The organism is Pseudomonas sp. FA-1 (genome assembly GCF_056856075.1).
In genome coordinates this window covers 24,648-47,452 of sequence record NZ_JBWXTH010000003.1, presented here as the reverse complement: position 1 = coordinate 47,452, position 22,805 = coordinate 24,648, and the positions used below count along the sequence as shown (strand labels likewise).

The following is a 22,805-nucleotide window of genomic DNA, read 5'->3' as shown; positions in this document are numbered from 1 at the left end:
CCAATCGAGGGTCACTCGAGAAACTTGAGATCCGATGGCGCATCCTGGGCCAGTTTCTGCACGGTTTCGCCCAGCTTGCCGCTACGCGGGTCGCGGCGCAGGACCACGATCTGGTTGCTCTTCTGGTTGGCCACCAACAGGAATTTGCCGCTGGGGTCGAGGCTGAACTCCCGTGGGTGGTCGCCTTCGACGGAGCGGCGTTGCAACAGGGTCAGCTGGCCATCGTGCTTGTCGACCGCGTAGGCCACGATCTCGTTGCTGGTACCGCGGTTGCTGACATACAGGAAGCGCCCGTCGGCCGACAGGTGCAGCCCGCCGGCGGCCTTGGCCGCGGCCTCCTGCCGCTCGGTCAGGGGCAGGCGTTGGCGTTCCACCAGGTTGCCGTCCTGCACGTCGAACATCACCACCTCGGCGCTCATCTCCAGGGTGAGGTAGGCGTGCCGGCCCTTGGCATCGAACAGCAGATGTCGCGGGCCGCTGCCTGGCGGCAGGCTGACCGACGCGGGAATCGCCGGGCTCAGCGGATGCTCGGGGCTGGCCCCGTCGTAGCGGTAGATGAACACCTGGTCGGCACCCAGGTCGCTGGCATAGAGGTGACGGCCTTCGGGCGAGAATACCACCGAATGCACATGGGCCCCGGCCTGGCGCTCGGGGTTGACCTTGCTGGGCGCATGGCGCAATTGCTGGACCACGCCCTTGAGCTTGCCGTCGCGTGCCACCGGGAGCACCGTCAGGCTGCCGCCCGGCTCCGGCGCGACGGCATAGTTGGCAACGAACAGGTAACGCTGGTCATGGCTGAGGCTGGCGTGGGTCGGTTCGTCGCCACGGCTGGCCACTTGGTTGAGCAGCTTGATGTCACCCTTGTCATTCAGCGAAAAGCTGCTCACCTGGCCCTGGGGCGTTTCATTGACCGCGAACAGCAGGCGCTGGTCGGCGGACAGCACCAGCCAGGACGGGCTGACACTCTTGACCACCTGCAACGGCTTGGCATCGACCTGGCCGCTGTCGAAGCGGTAGCGGTAGATCCCTTGGCTGGCACCGTCGGTGTAGCTGCCAACGAGCAGTACCGCGGCATGACTGTTCACTGTCAGGCCCATGAGACTAGCGGCCAGCAGGCTCTTCCAGGTCTTCATCATCGTCATCTTCCGAAGCGCGCAGGGCATCCATACAGACTAGCCGATGCTCGCCTTCGGCATCGGCGAGCCGCCACTGGTCGCCCTCGGCGATGGCAGCGGCCACTTGTTCGGGGGTGAAGCGCCAGCGACGCAGCTGGCGACCGTCCATGCATTCGATCGAAAGGCCTGAGTCGTCGTAGGTGAAGTCGAAGGCGTGGAGCCCGTCGATCAGCAGCATGTCGCAGGCTGCGAGGGCGGTGGCGAGGGAAGACATTGGAGCACCAGGTAAAAAGTGGGGCGCCAGTATAACCCCGGGCCTGCTGTGCAGCCCAATCGCCAGCAAGCCGGCCTCACAGGGATTTCGCAAGTCTTGAGAGCGGCGCAATCTCGGTGGGAGCCGGCTTGCCGGCGATTGGGCCGCAAGGCGGCCCCGTGTGGATCAATGGGCGAAGATCGACCCGCCCACCTTGCCCGCCAGCTTCTGCGGCTTGATCAGGAACCGCGCCAGCGCCGGCAGCAGCCACAGCGCGCCAAACATGTTCCACAGCAACATGAAGGTCAGCATCAGGCCCATGTCGGCCTGGAACTTGATCGCCGAGAAGATCCAGGTGCACACGCCGATGGCCAGGCACAGCCCGGTGAACAGCACGGCCTTGCCGGTCGACCGCAGGGTTTCGTAATAGGCCTCCTGCAGCGGCAGGCCGGCACGCAGGAAGCTCTCCAGGCGGCTGTAGATGTAGATGCCGTAGTCCACGCCGATACCTACGCCCAGGGCGACCACCGGCAAGGTGGCGACCTTCACGCCGATGCCCATGAACGCCATCAGGGCGTTGCCCAGCACCGAGGTCAGCACCAGGGGCAGGACGATGCACAGGGTCGCGGCGAATGAGCGGAAGGTGATCAGGCACATCACCGCCACGCACAGGTAGACCAGCACCAGGATGGTCAGCTCGGCCGATTTGATCACCTCGTTGGTGGCCGCTTCGATGCCGGCATTACCCGCCGCCAGGAGGAACTGCAGGCCATCCTTGTTGTGACTGTCGGCAAAGGCCTTGGCCACCGAGGTCACGCGCTCCAGGGTCTCGGCCTTGTGGTCGTTGAGGAACACCAGCACCGGCGCCAGGGAACAGTCGGCGTTGTACAGGCCGTCGGCACGGGCGATGGAGTTGTTGAGCACGTCCGGGTTGCGCGACAGGGTCTCCCATTTCAGGCTGCCCTCGTTCATGCCCTTGATCACCTGCTTGGACACGGTGACCAGGGAAATCGCCGACTGCACGCCCGGGGTGTTCTCCATGGTCCACATCAGCTCGTCGATCGGCGCCATGGTGGAATGGATCGAGCAGCTCTCCGACGGCGTCTTGACCATGATCACCAGCACGTCGGAACTGGTGGAGTAGTTGTTGATGATGAAGTTGTTGTCCTGGTTGTAGCGTGAGTCCGGACGCAGCTCCGGCGCGCCCTGGTCGAGGTCGCCGATCTTCAGGTTCTGGCTGTACCACAGGCCACCGGCGAAGGCCGCCAGGGCCAGGGCGATGGACACCGGCGCCACCTTGGGGCTGGCGAAATTGGCCAGCAGGCGCCAGAACGGATGTTCGCGGGTCGCGTCCTTCTTGCTGCGGGCGATGGCCTTCTGGCTGATGCCCACATAGGAGATCGCCACCGGCAGCAGGATCAGGTTGGTGAAGACGATCACCGCCACGCCGATCGACGCACCGATGGCCAGCTCGCGGATCACCCCGATGTCGATCACCAGCAAAGTGATGAAGCCCACGGCGTCGGCCAGGATGGCGATCATGCCCGGCAGGAACAGCTGGCGGAACGTGCGCCGAGCTGCGGTCAGGGCATTGTCGGCACCGCTGGACTGCAAGGCGATACCGTTGATCTTCTGCACGCCGTGGGAGATGCCGATGGCGAAGATCAGGAACGGCACCAGCATCGAATACGGGTCCAGCCCGAAGCCCACTGCATGCATCAACCCCAGTTGCCAGACCACCGCCACCAGGGTGGTGATAAGGACCGCGATGGTGCTGCGGATGCACCAGGTGAACCAGTACAGCAAGGCCCAGGTGATGGCCAGGGCCACGCCGAAGAACATCACCACCATCACCAGACCGTCGATCAGGTCACCGACCTTCTTGGCGAAGCCGACGATATGCACCTTCACGTTGGGGTTCTGGGCCTGGAACTTGTCGCGGATCTTCTCTTCCAGCTGGTGGGAGAACTGCTGGTAGTCGAGCTTGACCTGCTTGCTCTGGTCCTGTGGGTCCGGGTAGCTCTCCATCAACGGCACGTCGACGATGCTGGACTTGAAGTTGTTGGCCACCAGGCGCCCGACCTGGCCGGACTTGAGCACGTTGTCGCGCAGCTCCTCGAGGCTTTGCGCCGAGCCGTTGTAGGTGTTGGGGATCACCTCGCCGCCGGCGAAACCGTCTTCGGTGACCTCGGTCCAGCGCACCGCCGGGCTCCACAGCGACTTGAGCCCCGCACGGTCGACGCCAGGTATGTAGAAGACCTCGTCGTGGATCTGGCGCAGGGTCTCCATGTAGTCCTTGTCGAAGATATCGCCATTGACCGCCTCTACCGAGATACGCACGGTGTTGCCAAGGTTGGCCAGGTCGTTGCGGTGCTCGATCATCTGTTCGATGAACGGGTGCTGCAGCGGGATCATCTTCTCGAAGCTGGTGGACGGGCGGATCTGCGTGGCCTGCCAGAACAGGAAGATGCTCACCAGCAGGCACAGGGCAATGACCACCGGCCGGTTGTTGAAGATCAGCCGCTCGAGCAGGGTGGCCTTGTCCTGATGGTGTTGCTGGTGCATGTCGAAGCTCTCCCGGCTGGTCATGGCTGCACCTCCTCGGCGCCCTGGGCAGTGGCCAGGTGCACCCCGCCCTGCCCGACCAGCAGCAAGCCGCCGTCGGCAAGACCCGTGGCAGCCGACAAGGCGATGCGGTCGGCGCGGTTGTAGACCGAGAAGCTCTGGCCGTCATCCTGGCTGCGCAACACGCTGCCACTGTTACCCACCAGCACCAGGCTGCCATCTTCCAGAAGCGTAGCGCTTGCCAGGCCGAACTCGAATGGGCCGCGGGCGGTCTTGAGCGGGATCGGTTGCCAGGTATCGCCGAAATCGGTGGAGCGCAGCAGGTTGCCGCGCAGGCCATAGGCCAGCAGGGTGCGCGCCTGGGTGGTGCCGATCACGCCGAACAGCGACCCCTCGTAGGGACTCTGGACCACGGACCAGCTCTGGCCGTTATCGCTGGAGCGGAACATGCTGCCCTGCTCGCCGACGATGAACAGGCCGGCATCCTTGACCTGGGCGATGGCGTTCAGGTGCAGCTGGTCGGGGTTGTCCAGGCGCTCGCCGATGTCCTGCCAATGCTGGCCACCATCGGTGGTCTCGAGCAATGCGCCATAGGCGCCGACGGCGAAACCGTGCTGGGCGTCGAGGAAGGCGACATCGAGCAGGGGCGCCTCGCGGGCGAGGTCTTCGAACTGCTTGCTCCAGGTGGCGCCACCATCGTTGCTGGCCAGCACCTGAGCGTCATGACCGACGGCCCAGCCACGCTTGTCGTCGAGGAAGAACACGGCGGTGAGCAGTTGACGGGTGGGTACCCGGGCCTGGGCCCAGGTCTTGCCCTGGTCGTCGGAGAACAGGATATGGCCCCGGTCGCCGACCACCACCAGCCGCTTGCCGGCATGGACGACATCGATCAGCAGGCTCTGGCTGGCCCGCGCCGACTCCACCGAATACTCCTCGGCCGCCGCGGCTCGTGCACCCCCTGCTCCTGTCGCCAACGCCAACGCCAGCAGCGCACTGGCCGCCAGCGGCCAGGCACCGCGCCTGGCTTGCGCCATCACCCGATCCGTCATGATCGCCCCCTGTTGTGTTCTTGTAGTGGGTCAATCTATTGCCAGGTACTGCGAAAAGCCTGTTCCAGAGCCCTGCAATAGCTTTGGGGCCATCGTATCGGGGTTATCGGCGGGAAGACAACGAGCGGGACGTTATGTTTTGTTAAGCACTCGAAAGCATCGCGGGGCAAGCCCGCGCCTACACCGGACCGCACCACCCTGAAGGCCGCGCTGTACCACTGTAGGAGCGGGCTTGCCCCGCGAAAGGGCCGCCAAGCGGCCCCTGGGCCTTATGCCAAGCTCTTGCTCACCACTTCATACACATCGCTGGACAACGCCCCAGACGCCAGGATCCGCTCCAGCTCGCCACGCATCAACGCCTGGCGTGCATCGTCATACTTGCGCCAGCGGGTCAGCGGCGCCAGCTGGCGCGAAGCGATCTGTGGGTTGAGGGCGTTGAGCTCGATCACCAGGTCCGCCAGGAAGCGGTAGCCCGAGCCGTCGGCGGCATGGAAGTTCACCAGGTTCTGCCCGGCGAAGGCACCGATCAGCGCGCGCACCTTGTTCGGGTTCTTCAAGGTGAAGGCCGGGTGCTGCATCAGCGCCTTGACCCGCGCCAGGCCGCCCGGCAGGGGGCTGGCCGCCTGCACGCTGAACCACTGGTCCATGACCAGCGGGTTGTCCTTGAAGTGCTCGGCGAAGGCGTCCAGGGCCTTGGCGCGCTCGGCTTCGAACGGCGAGTTGACCAGCACCGCCAGGGCGGTGAGGCGCTCGGTCATGTTGTCGCACTGGTCGAACTGCTCCAGCGTTGCCGCCAGCACCTCTGGCTTGCCGCTGAGCATCAGGTACGACAGGGCGATGTTCTGCAGGCTGCGCCGGGCGAAGTGCTCGGCCTCGGCGACATAGGCGGTTTTCGCCGACACCTCGCGGTTGGCCTGGTAGCGCGCCCACAGGGCATCGAACAGTTGCTCGGCGATTTGCCTGCGGGCGAACTCACGGGCAGCGTGGATGGCCTCGACGTCGGCCACCTGGCTGATCTCGGTCAGGTACGCCTCGCCTGGCAGCGAGAGCATTTCGGCGACCATCGCCGCGTCCAGCGACGCGTTGCCCAGCACGGTGCCCAGCGCCGTGATCAGGCGCTGGTCGAGCTTGAGCGCCTCGCCGCGCTGATGCTGGCCGATCAGCTCCTGCAACACCTGCACCGACAGTTGCTGCCCCGCCTCCCAGCGGTTGAAACCGTCGCTGTCGTGCTGCATGAGGAACATCAGCTGGTCGCGGTCGTAGGGGAAGCTCAGCTTGACCGGCGCGCTGAAGCCGCGCAGCAACGAGGGCAGCGGCTTGGCCGCGATGCCTTCGAAGGTGAAGGTCTGCTCGGCCTCGGTCACCGACAGTACGCGGCTTGTGCCCTGTGGCGCGGCTTCGCCAGCCAGGCGCAGTGGCAGGTCGTTGCCCTGGGCATCGAGCAGGCCCAGCTCGACCGGGATCACGAACGGCAGCTTCTGGGCTTTGTCCGGGGTCTGCGGGCAGCTCTGGCGGAAGGTCAGGCTGTAGCGCTGGGCCGCGGCGTCATAGGCTTCGCTGACCTCCAGGCGCGGGGTGCCGGCCTGGTTGTACCAGCGCTTGAACTGTGTGAAGTCGACACCGTTGGCGTCTTCCATGGCCTTGATGAAATCGTCGGTGGTCACCGCCTGGCCATCGTGGCGCTCGAAGTACAGGTCGCTGCCCTTGCGGAAGCCCTCCGCGCCCAGCAGGGTACGCACCATGCGCACCACCTCGGCACCCTTCTCGTACACAGTCAGGGTGTAGAAGTTGGAAATCTCGATGAAGCTGTCCGGGCGCACCGGGTGGGCCATGGGGCCAGCGTCCTCGGCGAACTGGTGGGTACGCAGGTAGGCCACGTCCTCGATGCGCTTGACCGTACGCGAGTTCATGTCGGCACTGAACTCGGCATCGCGGAACACCGTGAAGCCTTCCTTGAGCGACAGCTGGAACCAGTCGCGGCAGGTCACGCGGTTGCCCGACCAGTTATGGAAGTACTCGTGGGCCACCACGCCTTCGACGCGCTGGTGGGCGGCATCGGTGGCGGTCTCGGCCCGGGCCAGCACACAGCTGGAGTTGAAGATGTTCAGGCCCTTGTTTTCCATGGCGCCCATGTTGAAGTCGTTGACTGCGACGATCATGAAGATGTCCAGGTCGTACTCGCGGCCATAGACTTCTTCGTCCCAGCGCATGGACTTCTTCAGGCTGACCATGGCGTGGTCGCACTTGTCGATGTTCTCGGGCTCGACATAGATGCGCAGGGTCACATCGCGGCCGGACTGGCGGGTGAAGGTGTCCTCGACGCACCACAGGTCACCGGCGACCAGGGCGAACAGGTAGGCCGGCTTCTTGAACGGGTCTTCCCAGGTGGCCCAGTGGCGGCCATCTTCCGACGGGCCGTTGCCGACGGGGTTACCGTTGGACAGCAACACCGGGTAGCGATGCTGCTCGGCGATCACCGTAGTGGTGAAGGTGCTCATCACGTCCGGGCGATCGAGGTAGTAGGTGATCTTGCGGAACCCCTCGGCCTCGCACTGGGTGCAGAACATCTTGCCGGACTTGTACAGGCCTTCGAGGGCCGTGTTGCTTTCCGGGTGGATCCGCACGCTGGTGTCGAGGGTGAAGCGCTCGGCCTTGGGCTGCAGGGTCAGGCTGTCGTCGTCGAGCTGGTAGTCGCCGGCGGCCAGGGCCTGGTCATCGAGCTGCACGCTCAGCAGCTCCAGTTGCTGGCCGTCGAGCACCAGTGGCGGCAGGCCGGCGCCGCGCGCCGGGTTGCGGCGCATGACCAGCTGCGCATGGACCAGGCTGTGGTCCTCGAACAGCTCGAAGGTCAGGTGCGTCTCGTCGATCAGGTACTCGGGCGCCTGGTAGTCCTTGAGGTAGATCACTTGCGGTTGTTCGGTACGCATAGTGCTGGTCCTTTTACTGGTGCACGGCCAACTGGTAGGCCGTGTACTTGCGAATGTTGATCACGCCGGTGTCGAAGATCAGGTACTGGCCCTTGATGCCCAGCAGCGTGCCTTCGGCCACCGGGTCCTTGTCGAGGTTGAAGCTGACGATTTTTTTCGGGTAGGCCTCGACCGGGTAGCGCATCTGGACCACCTCGGCATCGGGTACCGGCTGGATGGCCTGCAGGCCGAAGCGCGCCTGCAGGCCGCGCAGGCCCTCGGCACAGGCATCGAAGATCTGCTCACGGATGGCCGGCAGGTCGAGCACCTCGGCATCGCCCTTGAGCAGCGTGCGCCAGTTGGTGCGGTCCGGCACCTGGCTGCGCAGCAGGTCTTCGACCAGGCCCGACTGCTGCCGGGTGGCCACGCGCATGATCGGCAGGGCCTGGCTGGCGCCCTGGTCGAGCCAGCGCGTAGGCAGTTGCGTGGCACGGGTGATGCCGACCTTGATACCCGACGAGTTGGCCAGGTACACCACATGGTCGGTCATGCAGAACTGTTCGCCCCACGACGGCTCGCGACAGGTGCCGGCGTCGTAATGGCATTTTTCCGGGGCCATGATGCACACGTCGCACTGGGCCAGCTTGGTCATGCAGGGGTAGCAATAGCCCTGGCTGAAGCTGGTCTTGGTGCGCTTGCCGCAATGGGTGCAATGGATGGCGCCAAGGTATTCCAGGCGCACGGTGGACCCGATCAGCGGGTTGACCGGCACCTGCTCCTCACCCAGGCGGAAACTGTATTGAACGACCGGTGCTTCCAGGCGCACCGCCATCTTGCTCAAAGAGCCACGAGCGAGTTCGATCAATGTACCGAGTCCGATTTGAACAGGATGTTGGGGACCGGTGCCGACTTCGACGCGCACTCCTGGGGGCCCATGTAGCCGGTACGCTGCTCCTCGGGCAGGTTCTTCATCTCCCAGGCGATCACCGCCTGCAGGGACAGTTCCTTCTGCTCCGGGGTCAGCTTGCGGCCGTCGGCCCATTTGCCGATTTCCACGGCCAGCTTCAGGCTTTCGTAGATTTCGGGGGTGATGTTCTGGATCATTTGCGCGAACGTGGACATAGCGTCTCCTCAATCAGGCCGACAGTTTACGCCGTGCCAGCGCCCCGCCCAAGAGCCCGGTCAGGCATCCGATGAGCAGCCCGCCGACGTGGGCGGCATTGGCGACCTGGCCGAAGCCGAGCTGGCCGACCACACCCGTCAGGCACACCAACAGCCAGATGAGCATCATCACCAGCACGCCCTTGGGCAGGCTGAACAGGGGGTTGGGCGCCAGCCACTGGTACAGCCACACGTGCCCGAGCAGGCCATAGAGCACGCCGGACAAACCGCCGAACAGGCTGGGGCCGCTGGTGTAGTGCTGGGCAAGGTTCGAGACCAGGCTGAACACCAGGGTCAGGCCCAGCAGCATCCATGGGCCTTGGCGCAGTTCGATGCGCTTGCCCAGCTCCCAGTACCAGAGGGCGTTCATCGCCAGGTGCAGGACGCCGAAATGCAGCAGCATGGGCGATACCAGGCGCCACCATTGCCCTTCGGCCAGGCCCTGGGCCAGCGGGGTGAAGTACAGGTACTCGCCCTGCACACGGAATTCCAGGAAGGTGAACCAACCGATGGTCGACAGGTTGTCACCCAGGCCGGTCACGCCGGCCACCACCAGGCACAACAGCAATATGGCGGCAGTGACCTTGCAGGCGCGGGCCTGATCGGCGAGGGATGGCTGGGCCGGACCGTTCGCGGGTAGGCCCGCACCTTCGATGTCCAGGTCATCGTTGCCTTCGGGGAAGCGCTGGTACAACTGGCGCACGTCGTCGGCCAGCGACTCGGGCACCCAGAGCACCTGCTCCTGGCCCTCCTCGACCACCCGGTGCGGCACCTGCAGACGCCGCAGCATCCGCACGAAACCGCCCAGGTCCACTGCCAGCGGCAGGCGCATCGCCTCGACCACGTTCATTGGTTGGCCTGCGGGCGGTCGACATCGACCCAGACGAACTTGTGCGGGTCGATGCGGGTTTCGTCGTCCAGGCGGTAGGCCGCCAGCTTGCCGTAGAGCACCGCGCTGTAGTCCAGGCAGGCCAGGTTGGCGCGGATCGGCGCGGGTCGGCCGCTGCGCCAGTAATGGCCGACGAACAGCAAAGGCTCGTCCTCGCCGTAACGCAGCAGGGCATTCTTCTCGCTGTGGCTCAAGGGTGTGCGGGCCACTTCCTCGGGCAGGGCGTCGGGCTGGAACACGATATCTCCGTAGGTCTGTGGGTCTTCTTCCCAGAACTTGGTGCGGAAGAAGGCACGGGTCAGGCCATCGCCACCGGTCAGCGTCAGGCCGTCCGGCAGGCGCATGTCGGTGCCGCGCAGCAGGCGGTTGCACACGGTGGCGGCGAAGCTGCCGGACACCGCCGAGGCCTGGATGAAGTGTTCGTCGATGCACCCGTCGGGGTATTCCCGGCGCAGCGGCTCGATCAGGCGAGGGTCCCAGCAGGCATGCACCAGGCGGAAACGGCCAGCGTCGACGAACAGCGGCAAGGTGTAGAACCACTCGAGGAAGTCATGCCAGTCGCCCGGGTGCTGGGCGAACTGGGTCAGGGTTTCGTCGATCAGGCGGGCATGGCGGGGCGTATGCTCGCGCACGTAGGCCTTGCCACTGCCGGGCAACGCCGGGGTGACCCAAGCCAGGGCGTTGTATTCATGGTTGCCCATGATGCAGACCCCTTGGCCGGCCTCGACCATGTCATGGACGATGTGCAGCGCCTCGCGGATACGCGGGCCGCGGTCGACGATGTCGCCCAGGAACAGCGCCTGGCGCCACGGGTGGCGCCAGACACCGCCGATGCGCTTGTAGCCAAGGGTGTCGAGCAGGCGTTCCAGGGTCAGGGCACAACCGTGGACATCGCCGATGATGTCGAAACTTCGCGCCGGATCGAGCATCAGTCGCCTCCACCACCCAAACGGCTGCCCCAGCCGAGTTTGGTGCGGCAGACCTCGTAGTAGTTGTGGTCCAGCGGATGGATCAGGCGCAGCTTCTGCGGTTTCTTGCACACCGTGATGGTATCGCCCGGCGCGCAGGTGAAATGGTTCTGGCCATCGCAGGACACCTGCGGGTAGATCGTCAGGTCTTGCGACACCACGATCTTCAGTTCGCTGTTGCCGTCCACCACGATCGGCCGCCCGGAGAGGGTGTGCGGGTACATCGGCACGATGACGATGGCGTCGAGCTTGGGGTGCATGATCGGCCCGCCAGCGGATAACGCGTAGGCGGTGGAGCCGGTGGGGGTGGCGACGATCAGGCCGTCGGCCTTCTGGCTGCAGACGAACTGGCCATCGATGTAGATTTCGAATTCGATCATCCGCGTCGACTTGCCCGGGTGCAGCACCACGTCGTTGAGCGCATCGCCCTGGCCTATGGCCTCGTTGTGGCGGCGCACCTCGGCCTGGAGCAGGAAGCGGTTTTCCACCAGGTAATGGCCGTCGAGCACCTCGGCGACCTTGACCTCGAGCTCATCGGGGCGAATGTCGGTGAGGAACCCCAGGCTGCCACGGTTGATGCCCAGCACCGGGATGTTGTGCCGGGCCAGGGCGCGGGCTGCGCCCAGCAGGCTGCCGTCGCCACCGACCACGATGACCAGGTCGCACACCTCGCCCAGCAGCTTGCGCGTGGAGGTCTGCAGACCATGGCCGGGCAGCACTTCGGCGATGGTGTCCTCGAGGATCACGTGCAGGTGGCGCTCGAGCAGGAATTTTTTCAGCCGGCGAATGGTGTCGAGCACCTGGGAGCTGCCAAGGCGTCCGATGATACCGATATTGCGAAATTGCTCCATGGGGCTCCTGCGAGGCTCTGCGGCGGGTGACGGGTGGCCGGTGCGGCCTCGGGGATTATGGGCGAAACGACCGGCCAGCGGCAAACCGGCTATGCTCGCGGGATGATGCCGTTCGCCGATCTTCACGCCCTGCCCTGCCAACTGCGCCGCCCTGCGGTGCGCGACCTGGCATGGGTATTGGTGTCGCCACCTTTGCTCGGCCAGCCGCCCTGCGCGCAACGCCACCCGCTGGCCGCCAGTGCCTGGGCGCATGACCCCGCGCGCCTGCGCCAATGGTTGCTGGCGCTGGATCAGAACGACCGGCCGCTGCGCGACTGGCTCGCCCGCCTCACCAGCCACCGCCTGGGCCTGTACTACGAAAGCCTGTGGCAGTTCGCCCTGGGCCAGGCGCCCGGCATCGAGTTGCTGGCGGCCAACCTGCCGATCCGTGAAGGCGGGCATACCCTCGGGGAGCTGGATATCATCCTGCGTGACCGAGAGGGTGTGCACCATCTGGAACTGGCCATCAAGCTCTACCTCGGGCCACCTGGCGGGGATGGCCACGACCCGGCGCATTGGCTGGGCCCGGGCTGCCACGACCGGCTGGACCGCAAGCTGAACCACCTGGCCGGGCACCAACTGCCCATTTCGGCCAGTGCCCAGAGCCGCACGGCCCTGGCGCTGCTAGGCGTGAGCGAGGTTCATGCGCATGCCTGGCTCGGTGGCTACCTGTTCTACCCCTGGCCGAGGCATGCGCAAGCGCCGGTCGGCGCCGATCCACACCATCTGCGTGGGCGCTGGCTGCATCGAAGCGATTGGGACAGTTACCGGCAAGCCAGCCCCGCCGGGCGCTGGCAGCCTCTGGCCCGGCAAGCCTGGCTGGCGCCTGCGCGGATCGAGGCGCACGCGTGCTGGTCGCCTATGCAATTCGACGCTTGGCTTGGCGAACTGGATAGCCAGGCGCCGGCGCACATGCTGGTCCGTTTGGAAGACGCCGGAAACGGTAACTGGGAGGAAGCCGAGCGCTTGTTCCTGGTCGCGGATGATTGGCCCTACCTACCGGCTTGATGGCTGTCACTGCTCCTGTAGGAGCGGGCTTGGCCTGCGATTGGGCCAGCATTGCCAAGATCAATTTCAAAGACCTGGCTCAAAGAAAAATCCTCAGCGAACGATTAGAGTTGCAATCAAGCGCCACAAAGAGCGCTCCCCCGCCCTGATGATGAGGACTACCCATGGTTTCACCCGCCCCCTCGACGCACTACGCGCGCCTCTCGATCACCCTGCACTGGCTCATGCTGGTACTGCTGGCCGCCGTCTATGCCACCATCGAGCTGCGCGGCCTGTTTCCCAAGGACAGCGCCGAACGCAACCTGATGAAGGACCTGCACTTCATGCTGGGCCTGACGGTGTTCATCCTGGTCTGGCTGCGCCTGGCCATGCGCCTGATCCGCCCTGCCCCGCCGATCCTGCCCAAGCCACCGGCCTGGCAGACGGGCCTGGCGCACCTGGTGCACGTACTGCTGTACCTGATGATGATCGGCCTGCCCGTGGCAGGCTGGTTGATCCTGAGCGCCGCCGACAAGCCGATCCCCTTCTACGGCCTCGAGCTTCCGGCATTGACCGCCCCGGATACAGACCTGGCCAAGTTCATCAAAGGCTGGCATGAACGCATCGGTAGCTGGGGTTACTGGCTGATCGGCGTGCACGCCGTGGCCGGCCTCTACCATCACTACGTCCAGCGCGACAACACGCTGGTGCGCATGCTGCCTCACCGGTAGCCGCGACGCCCCTGCAGCCCACCGGTATGCAGGAAGATCAGGCGCGTGCCAGGCGCAAAGCGCCCGGCCGCGACCTGGTCTCGCAAGGCCATCAAGGCCTTGCCGGTGTATACGGCCTCCAGCGGCACGCCGCTGTGACGCTCGCTCTCGTCGATGAAGGCCAGCAGTTCATCGTCGAAGCGACCGAACCCGCCCCGGCAGGCGTCGTGCAGTTCATGGCCGCCGTACACCAGCCCGGCGAGGTTCTGCTCGACGCCATGGCCACGCGGCACTGCCAATGCGCCATGTACCGTCCGGCCGCCAGCTTCGGCGAGCACCAGGCCCGCCAGAGTGGTACCCGTGCCGACCGCCAGCCACCACCCGTCATGGCCTGCCCAGCCCATGCTTCCCAGCTGCGCCCTCGCCTGCTCGACGATCAACCGGCAGCCCTCGGCACCGGCCAGCCCGGCACCGCCTTCGGGAATGCATTGCCAGCCCGGGTAACGTGCTTGCCAGGGCGCCCAAAAGCCTGCCTGGTGACGTTCGCGGTAACCGCCATAGCCCAGCCAGTGCAACTCCATGCCCAAGGCTTGCAAGTCACGCACCGTGGGGGTGTCCTGCGCGTGGCCACGCAACAGCCCGGCGGTGGCGAAGCCGAAGCGCTTGCCTGCTGCTGCCAGGGCATGAAGATGATTGGAATGATTGCCCCCCAGGCTGATCAGGCCCGGTGCGCCGGCGGCCTGGGCCTCGAGCAGGTGATGGCGCAGCTTGAACCATTTGTTGCCACTGACCAGCGGGTCGATGAGGTCCAGGCGCAGCACCGCGACCTCGACACCGGCTTGGTCGAGCCAGGGCAAGGGCAATGGTTGCAACGGAGCTTGGGGAAGGTTGGCGAAGGTTTCGGACATCGGGCGAGTATATCAACAGCCTGGCCCGGCGATTGGGCCGCACAGCGGCCCGTTCCAACCGGCCGATCACAACTGCGCAGCCAACCTCGACCCCTGGTTGATCGCCCGCTTGGCATCGAGCTCCGCCGCCACATCGGCGCCGCCGATCAAATGCACCGATTGCCCCGCCGCCACCAACCCGTCGTACAACTCGCGCAACGGTTCCTGGCCCGCGCAGATCACCACGTTGTCCACCGCCAGCACGTGCGGCTCGCCCTCACCGATGCGTACATGCAGGCCATCGTTGTCGATCGCCAGGTACTCGACGCTGTTGAGCATCTGCACCTGCTTGTTCTTCAGGCCCGTGCGGTGGATCCAACCGGTGGTCTTGCCCAGGCCATCGCCCACCTTGGATTTCTTGCGCTGCAGCAGGTACACCTGGCGGGCCGGCGCGTGCGGTTCGGCCTTGATGCCTGCGACGCCGCCCCGGGCCTCGAGACGGGTATCGATGCCCCACTCCTTCCAGAACGCCTGGCGGTCCTGGCTGGTGGCCACGCCCTCATGCACCAGATACTCGGACACGTCGAAGCCGATCCCCCCCGCACCGATCACCGCCACCCGCTTGCCCACCGGCTTGCGCTCGAGCAGCACGTCCAGGTAGGTCAACACCTTGGCATGCTCGATGCCCGGAATCGCCGGCGTACGCGGGCTAATGCCGGTGGCGAGAATGATTTCATCAAAACCGCCCGCCACCAACTCATCGACCCCGACCCGAGTATTCAGGCGCAGGTCGACACCGGTGCGCGCCACCTTGTTGCGGAAGTAACGCAGGGTTTCATGGAACTCTTCCTTGCCAGGCACACGTTTGGCGACATTGAACTGCCCGCCGATTTCACTGGCACTGTCGAACAGCGTCACTTGGTGGCCGCGTTCGGCGGCCACGGTAGCCGCGGCCAGACCTGCGGGGCCCGCACCGACCACGGCGATGCGCTTGATCTGGGTGACTGGGAGGTAGTTGAGCTCGGTCTCGTGGCAGGCACGAGGGTTGACCAGGCAACTGGTGAGCTTGCCCGCGAAGGTGTGGTCCAGGCAGGCCTGGTTACAACCGATGCAGGTGTTGATCTCGTCGCTGTGGCCTGCGGCGGCCTTGTTGACGAACTCCGGGTCAGCCAGGAAAGGCCGGGCCATGGACACCATGTCAGCATCGCCCTCGGCCAGCACTGCTTCGGCCACCTCGGGGGTGTTGATGCGGTTGGTGGTGATCAGCGGAATGCTCACAGCGCCACGCAACTTGGCGGTCACTTTGGTGAAAGCCGCGCGCGGCACCTTGGTGGCAATGGTCGGAATACGCGCCTCGTGCCAGCCGATACCGGTGTTGATCAAGGTAGCCCCGGCCTGCTCGATGGCCTTGGCCAGTTGCACGATCTCGTCCCAGGTGCTGCCCCCTTCCACCAGGTCGAGCATCGACAGGCGGAAGATGATGATGAATTCGGTCCCTACTGCGTCACGCACCCGGCGCACGATTTCCACGGCCAGGCGCATGCGGTTCTCGTAGCTGCCGCCCCAACGGTCGGTACGCTGATTGGTATGGGCGGCGAGGAACTGGTTGATGAAGTAGCCTTCCGACCCCATGATCTCGACGCCATCGTAGCCCGCGCGCTGGGCCAGCGTGGCACAGTTGACGAAGTCTGCGATCTGCTTTTCGATGCCCTGCTCGTCCAGTTCCTTGGGTTTGAAGGGGTTGATCGGCGCCTGGATGGCGCTGGGCGCGACCTGGCGGGGGCTATAGGCGTAACGCCCGGCGTGGAGGATCTGCAGGCAGATCTTGCCACCCGCGGCATGCACGGCCTCGGTGACGATCCGGTGCTTGTCGGCCTCCTCCTCGGTACTGAGCTTGGCCGCGCCGGAATACACGCCGCCTTCGTCGTTCGGCGCGATACCACCGGTGACCATCAGGCCAACGCCGCCGCGGGCACGTTCAGCGAAATACGCCGCCATGCGCTCGAAGCCGCCCGGGCGCTCTTCCAGGCCGGTGTGCATCGAGCCCATCAGGGTGCGGTTGCGCAGGGTGGTGAAGCCCAGGTCCAGCGGGGCCAGCAAGTGCGGGTAACGGTCGGCAGCCATGGATGAACTCCCTATCAGGCGTGATCACGGTATGCGGGCGCCTCGCAGGCCCCGTCGTTTGTCTGGCCCTGACATTAAACGGGCGTTTGATCGTGCTCAATGATCGAAAGTGACAACTTGTTGATCCTGATATACAGCAGGTCTACCCTAGGACACCCTTGATTAGAAAGGTGCCCTGGCCGCCTCATGCGAAAACTCCTGGCAAGCGCCCTGGCGCTGGTAATGATCGCCGCGCTCTGCGGCTACGGTTTCTGGACCCTGCAGCGGCCGGAAGGCCACTACCTGTCCGACCTGCGCATCGAACTGGCGCTCAACCATGGCGTGCCGGGCGAGCATGGCAACCTGCTGGGGGTCGAACCCCTGCTCTACCCGGGCGACTACCAGAACCTGCAGCGCTTGCACCGCAAGCTGTCGGCCTACCTGGAGCAGGCCCGGGCCCAGGGCCTGGTGGGGCCGCGCACCGTGGTGGTGTTGCCCGAACACATCGGCACCTGGCTGTGGGCCCGCGGCGAAAAGAACGAGCTGTACCAGGTGACCCAGCGCCGGGAAGCCTGGCAATGGCTGGAGCTGAGCAACCCACTGCGCTACGGCCTGGCCATGCTCACCGCCACGGGCGACGACCGCCGCGCCGACGCCCACCTGCGCATGAAAGCCGAGCAGATGGCCCGCGACTATCAACAACTGTTCGGTGGCCTGGCCAAGGAATTCGGTGTAACGCTGGTGGCAGGCTCCATCGTACTTCCCGCTCCATACGTGGACCGCGGCATCCTGCACCCTGGCAGCGGCCCGCTGTTCAACAGCAGCCTGGTGTTCGGCGCCGACGGCACCGTGCTCGGCCAACCGCAGCGCCAGCAGTATCCCGACAGCGAAGTGCGTCGCTACATCCATGATGGCCGCCAGCACCCGCTGCAGGTCATCCAGACCCCGGCCGGGCGCCTGGGCGTGCTGGTGGGCAGCGACAGCTGGTACCCGGAAAACTACCAGCAGTTGGCCCGCCAATCGGTGGAGCTGATCGCCAACCCGGTGTTCCTCACCGGCAAGCACACCTGGAATGCTCCCTGGCGTGGCAATCGCCACCAGGATGCGGCCAGTGCACTGCCATTGCAGCGCGGCGAGGTCGATGAACAGGCTGCCTGGCAGCGCCTGACCCTGACTGCCAACGCCAGCACGCCCAGCCTGAGCGTGTTCCTGCGCGGCCAGTTCTGGGAGCAGGGCAGCGACGGCCAGGGCTTTGCCAACCAGGCAGGCCAGCACCTGGCCGGCAACCCCAGCCAGGGTGCCCGTCTGCTCAACCTCTGGCTGTGATCGATGGCCCGGCCACGCGTGCGCCTGGGTGACCTCTCGGTAGGCTTCGTCCAGCCCCTGGGCGAGGCGCTGGAGCAGCTGGGGCACGACCCGGCGCCCTTGCTGCGCCGCTACGGCCTGGACGCCTCCCGCCTGGCCGAGGCCGGTGCACGTTTGTCGATTCCGCGCTACATGCACTTGGGCCATGCCGCTATCGAACTGTGTGGCGAGCCGGCACTGGGGCTGCGCATGGGCCGCGCGAGCCGCCTGGCCCAGGCGGGGCTGGCGGGCATAACCGCGGCCCAGGCCCCGACCCTGGGCGATGCCGCGCGCACGCTGCTGCGCTTCGAACCCTTATATGCGGCCAACTACCGTGGCCAGTCGAGTTTTCTCGAAGACCGCCAGGGCGCCTGGCTGCGCTTCTACTCGATCAGCCCCTACAACGCCTACAACCGTTTCGTGGTCGATTCGCTTCTGGCCGGCTGGCTGGCGCAGCTGTCGCAGCTGGCGGGCGTGCCGGTACAGGCCGAGCGGATGGACATCGAGTTCGAGGCGCCCAGCTATGCCGCGCAGTACCAACCCCTGTGCGTGAACCCCGTGCAGTTCGCAGCCGTCAACAACCAGCTGCGGCTGGACCGCGCGACCCTCGAGCTGCCCAACCCCGAGCATTGCCCCAGCACCTGGCACCACCTGCTGCAGCTATGCGAAGCAGAGCTGGCCCAGCGCACGCGCGTGCGCAGCCTGGGTGAACGCATCACCCACCTGCTGGGCCCCCTACTCAATGGCGGCCAGGAACCGGATCTGGAAGCGGTGGCGCGCCACCTGCAGCTGCCGACCTGGACGCTGCGGCGCAAGCTGGCCGAAGAAGGCACACGCTTTCGCAACCTGCTCAACGATACACGCCGCGACTTGGCCGAGACCTATATCCGCGATACGCAGCTGGCCTTCGGCGAAATCGCCTATCTGCTGGGGTTTGCCTCGGCCGAGGCCTTCCAGCGCGCATTCAAGCGCTGGACCGGCATCACGCCCGGCGCGTTTCGCCGCAACCAGCGGCGGGAGGGTCAGAGCTCGGTAGCGTCGTCTGCCGGCTCCATCGGGTCCAATTCGTAGGCCTGGAATTCGAGCAGTTCTTCCTGGTAATCGTCCATCGCTGCATCCTCGTCAGTCATTCATCGGTCGGGTCATGCCGCCACGCTAAGCGCATTGGATGAACGCATCATGACAACGTGGTAGACGATGAGCACTGTGGGAACGGATTTACCCGCGCCCATAAAGGCCAATGAGTACCCGCCCCTACAGGAATGGACAATTACAACGGCGCGGGTGGCGCCTCGGTCACAGGCGCCTCTTGCTGCACTTCGATCGGCGCAGGCTCGGCAGGCGGGGCGATGGGCTGGGAGCCCTGGCTGTCGTCCACGACCGGAGCGGCCTGTACTTCGCTGGCAGGCGCAGTCGTGACGGGTGCCTCGACCACAGGCGCAGGAGCCGGTGCTTCGACGGCAACCGGTGCCGGGGCCGGCTGGGCAGTGGACGCCTGCTCAGGCAACCCCAGGGCAGGCGCCGGTTGCTCAGGCGCGGGCTTGGGCGCTTCCACCTTCGGCTCGGCCTTCTCCACCTTCTTCGACTTGGGCAGGTAGCTTTCCACCAACGCGAAGTAGCGCTCATAGAACTGCGGCGCAGTGACCGTCTCGCTGGCCACCTTGACCATCGAATCGTCGCTCGAACCAATGGGCATGGACACCGACCCCAGCACCCCCACCCCCAGGCTGGCCGACGTATTGGATTTTTTCAGGGCGTAGCGGTCCTGCAAGGCGTTGGCGAACATGGTGGAACGCTGTTCGTCATTGGTGTCCGGTGCGCAGGTAACATTGAAGCTGATCTGCAGATGGTTGTCGCTGTTCTGCTGGAAGCTCTTGTTGCCCGCGATCTGGTTGGGGCCGCTGCTGGTGATGATGTAACCCTGGCTGAGCAGCGCACGACGGGCGGCCTCGCAGGAGCCCGCCTCGCTCACCGGAAAGCTGCGCGAAAAGGTGCCCGAATCATCGAAGTTTTCGTGCTCGTAGATGGCGGGCTTTTTCGAGGAACAACCGGACACGCCCGCCAGCACAAGGGCCAGCCCGAGCGCACCGAAGACGGAAGATCTGGACATCTTGGATTCCGGAGAAAAGGACAAACGGTGTGTATTGTGCAACACAAGAACGCTCACTGAAACTGCGGCGCTGGCCTGATCGAGCAAAATTCATCATTGCATGCCGGGCTGGGTGCAGAAAACGAAAAAGCGACCCGAGGGTCGCTTTTTCGTAGGCTTCGAGGTGTTCAAGGGACCTCGAGGCGAAGATGGCGCAGCGGACGGGACTCGAACCCGCGACCCCCGGCGTGACAGGCCGGTATTCTAACCGACTGAACTACCGCTGCGTATCGCCCAGGCTTGCGCCTGGTTGAAACTTGAGGATCTGACCTTACGAAACGCTCGCTCGCAAGGCAGGCACAAAAAAAGCGATTCGCTGATCGCTTCGTTTGTTGCTTCGAGGCGTTCAAGGGGCCTCGAGGCGAAGATGGCGCAGCGGACGGGACTCGAACCCGCGACCCCCGGCGTGACAGGCCGGTATTCTAACCGACTGAACTACCGCTGCGCAAAACATCGGGAAGTGGTGGGTGATGACGGGATCGAACCGCCGACCCTCTGCTTGTAAGGCAGATGCTCTCCCGGCTGAGCTAATCACCCTCGCGGTGTTGCTTGTTGCGTTTGCTTCGCTGAGGCCGCGAAATTTACGCAGGTACCGAAGCTAAGTCAATAGCCCCATTGAATTTTTTTTCAAAAAGGGCAAAACCGGTGATGGGAAAAGTGATGCCTTGCTCAGGTATTTTGCTTGGCTACCAGGCCCAATCGCCGGCAAGCCGGCTCCCACCTGGCCTGCGCTGTTTTCAGAGCCTGTGGGAGCCGGCTTGCCGGCGATTGGATGGCCTACAGGGTTAAAAGCGAAAAGGGACCTGACGGTCCCCTCCTGCAACTTATGACGTGCCGCTCAGGCGTAGATCATCTTGCGGGTCATCCCGCCATCGATCACGAATTCCTGCCCGGTGACGAACCCTGCCTGGCGAGACAACAGCCAAGCCACCAGGGCAGCGACATCCTCCACCGTCCCTACCCTGCCCGCCGGATGCTGCGCGTGGTCGGCGTCGGTCAAGGGGGCGGCGCGCCGCTCGGACGGGTCGCGGGCATCGATCCAGCCTGGGCTTACGGCGTTGACGCGAATCTCCGGCCCCAGGCTCATGGCCAACGCATGGGTCAAGGCCAGCAGGCCGCCCTTGCTTGCCGCATAGGCCTCGGTGTCGGGTTCCGATTGCCGGGCACGGGTGGAGGCAAGGTTGACGATGGCCCCGCCATGGGCGCGCAGGTACGGCGCACAATGCTTGGCCAGCAGCATCGGACCACTCAGATTCACCGCCAAGGTGCGGTTCCACTGGGCCAGGGAAAGGCTTTCGAGGGTTTCGTTGTGCGGGTTGGCGACGGCCGCGTTGCACACCAGGGCATCCAGGCGGCCGAACTGCCCCAGCACCTCGGAAACACCCGCGCTGACCTGGGCTTCGTCAGCCACATCCATGGCCACGAACCAAGCGTTGCCACCCAAGGCCTTGGCCACCTTGGCCCCCCGTTGGCGGTCCAGGTCACCCAACACCACCTGCCAGCCTTCGCAGATCAGCCAGGCGGCGATGCCCAGGCCGATGCCGCGGGCGGCACCGGTCACCAAGGCCACCCGGCCATTATGGCCGGGCTCGCCGCCCTTCCAGTCGATCACAGCGCCGCCAAGCCGCGGGCCAGGTCGGCTTGCAGGTCGGCTACGTCTTCCAGGCCGACGGCGACGCGGATCAGGCTGTCGCGGATACCCGCAGCCTCACGCTCCTGAGGCGTCAGGCGCCCGTGGGAGGTGGTGGCCGGGTGGGCGATGGTGGTCTTGCTGTCACCCAGGTTGGTGGTGATGGAGATCACCCGGGTGGCGTCGATGAAGCGCCAGGCGCCCTCCTTGCCGCCCTTGACCTCGAAGCTCACCACCGCGCCGAAGCCGCTCATCTGGCGCTTGGCCAGTTCATGCTGCGGGTGGCTGGGCAGGCCGGCGTAGTGGACCTTCTCCACGCCGTCCTGTTGCTCCAGCCACTCGGCCAGCGCCTGGGCGCTCTGGCAATGCGCACGCATGCGCAGCTTGAGCGTCTCCAGGCCCTTGGTGAAGATCCAGGCGTTGAACGGGCTGAGGGTCGGGCCGGCGGTACGCAGGAAGCCCACCACTTCCTTCATGTGCTCGCTGCGCCCGGCCACCACGCCGCCCATGCAACGGCCCTGGCCGTCGATGAACTTGGTCGCCGAGTGGAACACGATGTCCGCGCCGAGCTTGAGCGGCTGCTGCAGGGCCGGCGTGCTGAAGCAGTTATCCACCACCAGCAGCGCGCCACGGGCGTGGGCGACTTCGGCCAGGGCGGTGATGTCCACAAGCTCGGCCAGCGGGTTGGACGGCGACTCGACGATCAGCAGCTTGGTGTTGGCCTTGATGGCCTTCTCCCAACCGCCGATGTCGACCAGCGGCACGTAGTCGACCTGCACGCCGAAGCGCTTGAAGTACTTCTCGAACAGGCTGATGGTCGAGCCGAACACGCTCTGCGACACCAGCACATGGTCGCCTGCGCTGCACAGCGACATGACCACGGCCAGGATCGCCGACATGCCGGTGGAAGTACCCACGGCCTGCTCGGCGCCCTCCATGGCCGCCAGGCGCTCCTCGAAGGCGCGCACGGACGGGTTGGTATAACGCGAATAGACATTGCCCGGCGTTTCACCGGCGAAACGCGCAGCCGCGTCGGCGGCCGTGCGGAAGACATAGCTGGAAGTCAGGAACAGCGCTTCGCTGTGCTCGGCTTCCGGTGTGCGGTGCTGACCGGCGCGCACCGCCAGGGTGTCGAAACCGACACCCTCGAGGTCACTGTCCAGTCGACCGGCATCCCATTGATCCGTCATGCCGTCGCT

19 protein-coding genes and 3 tRNA genes are annotated in these 22,805 nt (G+C 65.3%); 4 read left to right on the top strand and 18 right to left on the bottom strand.

All coding sequences use genetic code 11. The features are described from left to right. Positions 1–11: 11 nt before the first annotated feature. The 10 genes from AC1MHZ_RS07160 to AC1MHZ_RS07115 all read right to left on the bottom strand — a co-directional run bounded on the left by AC1MHZ_RS07160 (position 12) and on the right by AC1MHZ_RS07115 (position 11,757). Entirely contained in the window at positions 12–1,136 is a 1,125-nt protein-coding gene (locus AC1MHZ_RS07160) for a lactonase family protein (RefSeq protein WP_084855080.1), read from the bottom strand. Further along, a complete protein-coding gene (locus AC1MHZ_RS07155) occupies positions 1,102–1,389 on the bottom strand; it encodes a DUF5629 family protein (RefSeq protein ID WP_084855079.1) in 288 nt (95 codons plus the stop codon). The genes AC1MHZ_RS07160 and AC1MHZ_RS07155 overlap by 35 nt, the downstream gene beginning before the upstream one ends. Before the next feature lie 165 nt (positions 1,390–1,554). Next, a complete protein-coding gene (locus tag AC1MHZ_RS07150) occupies positions 1,555–3,957 on the bottom strand; it encodes an efflux RND transporter permease subunit (RefSeq protein WP_084855078.1) in 2,403 nt (800 codons plus the stop codon). Then, positions 3,954–4,967 (bottom strand): WD40/YVTN/BNR-like repeat-containing protein, encoded by a 1,014-nt coding sequence (locus AC1MHZ_RS07145; RefSeq protein WP_437176848.1) that lies wholly within the window; start codon positions 4,965–4,967, stop codon positions 3,954–3,956. The genes AC1MHZ_RS07150 and AC1MHZ_RS07145 overlap by 4 nt, the downstream gene beginning before the upstream one ends. 284 nt (positions 4,968–5,251) lie before the next feature. Beyond that, the gene (gene pepN / locus AC1MHZ_RS07140) at positions 5,252–7,909 is read right to left on the bottom strand and encodes an aminopeptidase N (protein WP_465001871.1); all 2,658 of its coding nucleotides are present in this window, start codon (positions 7,907–7,909) and stop codon (positions 5,252–5,254) included. A 13-nt stretch (positions 7,910–7,922) separates the two neighbouring features. Continuing rightward, a complete protein-coding gene (locus AC1MHZ_RS07135) occupies positions 7,923–8,753 on the bottom strand; it encodes a DUF2797 domain-containing protein (RefSeq protein WP_084855075.1) in 831 nt (276 codons plus the stop codon). Beyond that, positions 8,750–9,010, bottom strand: coding sequence for a YeaC family protein (locus AC1MHZ_RS07130; protein WP_084855074.1), 261 nt, complete (start codon positions 9,008–9,010; stop codon positions 8,750–8,752). The genes AC1MHZ_RS07135 and AC1MHZ_RS07130 overlap by 4 nt, the downstream gene beginning before the upstream one ends. Before the next feature lie 13 nt (positions 9,011–9,023). Then, the gene (locus AC1MHZ_RS07125; protein ID WP_465001870.1) at positions 9,024–9,899 is read right to left on the bottom strand and encodes a rhomboid family intramembrane serine protease; all 876 of its coding nucleotides are present in this window, start codon (positions 9,897–9,899) and stop codon (positions 9,024–9,026) included. After that, complete coding sequence (locus AC1MHZ_RS07120; protein ID WP_465001869.1) at positions 9,896–10,867, bottom strand: metallophosphoesterase; 972 nt, start codon at positions 10,865–10,867, stop codon at positions 9,896–9,898. The genes AC1MHZ_RS07125 and AC1MHZ_RS07120 overlap by 4 nt, the downstream gene beginning before the upstream one ends. Then, positions 10,867–11,757 (bottom strand): NAD(+) kinase, encoded by an 891-nt coding sequence (locus AC1MHZ_RS07115; protein WP_084855071.1) that lies wholly within the window; start codon positions 11,755–11,757, stop codon positions 10,867–10,869. Before AC1MHZ_RS07115 ends, AC1MHZ_RS07120 begins: the two co-directional genes overlap by 1 nt. A 57-nt stretch (positions 11,758–11,814) precedes the next feature. On the opposite strand from AC1MHZ_RS07115, the gene AC1MHZ_RS07110 reads away from it, so the two are divergent. Continuing rightward, entirely contained in the window at positions 11,815–12,804 is a 990-nt protein-coding gene (locus AC1MHZ_RS07110) for a DUF1853 family protein (RefSeq protein ID WP_465001868.1), read from the top strand. Positions 12,805–12,968: 164 nt separating this feature from the next. Then, positions 12,969–13,514: a cytochrome b gene (locus AC1MHZ_RS07105; protein WP_465001867.1), complete on the top strand. Its 546-nt coding sequence runs from the start codon at positions 12,969–12,971 to the stop codon at positions 13,512–13,514. Here the strand turns inward: AC1MHZ_RS07105 and AC1MHZ_RS07100 are convergent. Continuing rightward, positions 13,505–14,401 carry a 1-aminocyclopropane-1-carboxylate deaminase/D-cysteine desulfhydrase gene (locus AC1MHZ_RS07100; RefSeq protein WP_465001866.1) on the bottom strand — a complete coding sequence of 299 codons (897 nt, stop codon included), beginning with the start codon at positions 14,399–14,401 and terminating at the stop codon, positions 13,505–13,507. The genes AC1MHZ_RS07105 and AC1MHZ_RS07100 overlap by 10 nt on opposite strands. Before the next feature lie 66 nt (positions 14,402–14,467). Beyond that, the gene (locus AC1MHZ_RS07095) at positions 14,468–16,504 is read right to left on the bottom strand and encodes an oxidoreductase (protein WP_482966169.1); all 2,037 of its coding nucleotides are present in this window, start codon (positions 16,502–16,504) and stop codon (positions 14,468–14,470) included. A gap of 186 nt (positions 16,505–16,690) precedes the next feature. Here AC1MHZ_RS07095 and AC1MHZ_RS07090 point away from each other — a divergent pair, with 186 nt between their 5' ends. Next, a complete protein-coding gene (locus tag AC1MHZ_RS07090) occupies positions 16,691–17,809 on the top strand; it encodes a carbon-nitrogen hydrolase family protein (RefSeq protein ID WP_084855066.1) in 1,119 nt (372 codons plus the stop codon). Positions 17,810–17,812: 3 nt separating this feature from the next. Continuing rightward, positions 17,813–18,898 (top strand): AraC family transcriptional regulator, encoded by a 1,086-nt coding sequence (locus AC1MHZ_RS07085; protein WP_084855065.1) that lies wholly within the window; start codon positions 17,813–17,815, stop codon positions 18,896–18,898. A gap of 199 nt (positions 18,899–19,097) precedes the next feature. Here the strand turns inward: AC1MHZ_RS07085 and AC1MHZ_RS07080 are convergent, their stop codons facing one another. The 6 genes from AC1MHZ_RS07080 to AC1MHZ_RS07055 all read right to left on the bottom strand — a co-directional run bounded on the left by AC1MHZ_RS07080 (position 19,098) and on the right by AC1MHZ_RS07055 (position 22,796). Further along, positions 19,098–19,937 carry a DUF2242 domain-containing protein gene (locus AC1MHZ_RS07080; RefSeq protein ID WP_368829247.1) on the bottom strand — a complete coding sequence of 280 codons (840 nt, stop codon included), beginning with the start codon at positions 19,935–19,937 and terminating at the stop codon, positions 19,098–19,100. Between the two features lie 189 nt (positions 19,938–20,126). Beyond that, positions 20,127–20,203: transfer RNA gene (locus AC1MHZ_RS07075), tRNA-Asp, on the bottom strand. A 141-nt stretch (positions 20,204–20,344) separates the two neighbouring features. Continuing rightward, positions 20,345–20,421: transfer RNA gene (locus tag AC1MHZ_RS07070), tRNA-Asp, on the bottom strand. A 16-nt stretch (positions 20,422–20,437) separates the two neighbouring features. Then, positions 20,438–20,513 (bottom strand) — tRNA-Val (locus tag AC1MHZ_RS07065). Between the two features lie 301 nt (positions 20,514–20,814). Further along, positions 20,815–21,588 (bottom strand): SDR family oxidoreductase, encoded by a 774-nt coding sequence (locus AC1MHZ_RS07060; protein WP_084855063.1) that lies wholly within the window; start codon positions 21,586–21,588, stop codon positions 20,815–20,817. Further along, positions 21,585–22,796 (bottom strand): O-succinylhomoserine sulfhydrylase, encoded by a 1,212-nt coding sequence (locus AC1MHZ_RS07055; protein ID WP_224458428.1) that lies wholly within the window; start codon positions 22,794–22,796, stop codon positions 21,585–21,587. Before AC1MHZ_RS07055 ends, AC1MHZ_RS07060 begins: the two co-directional genes overlap by 4 nt. Between the last annotated feature and the right edge of the window lie 9 nt (positions 22,797–22,805).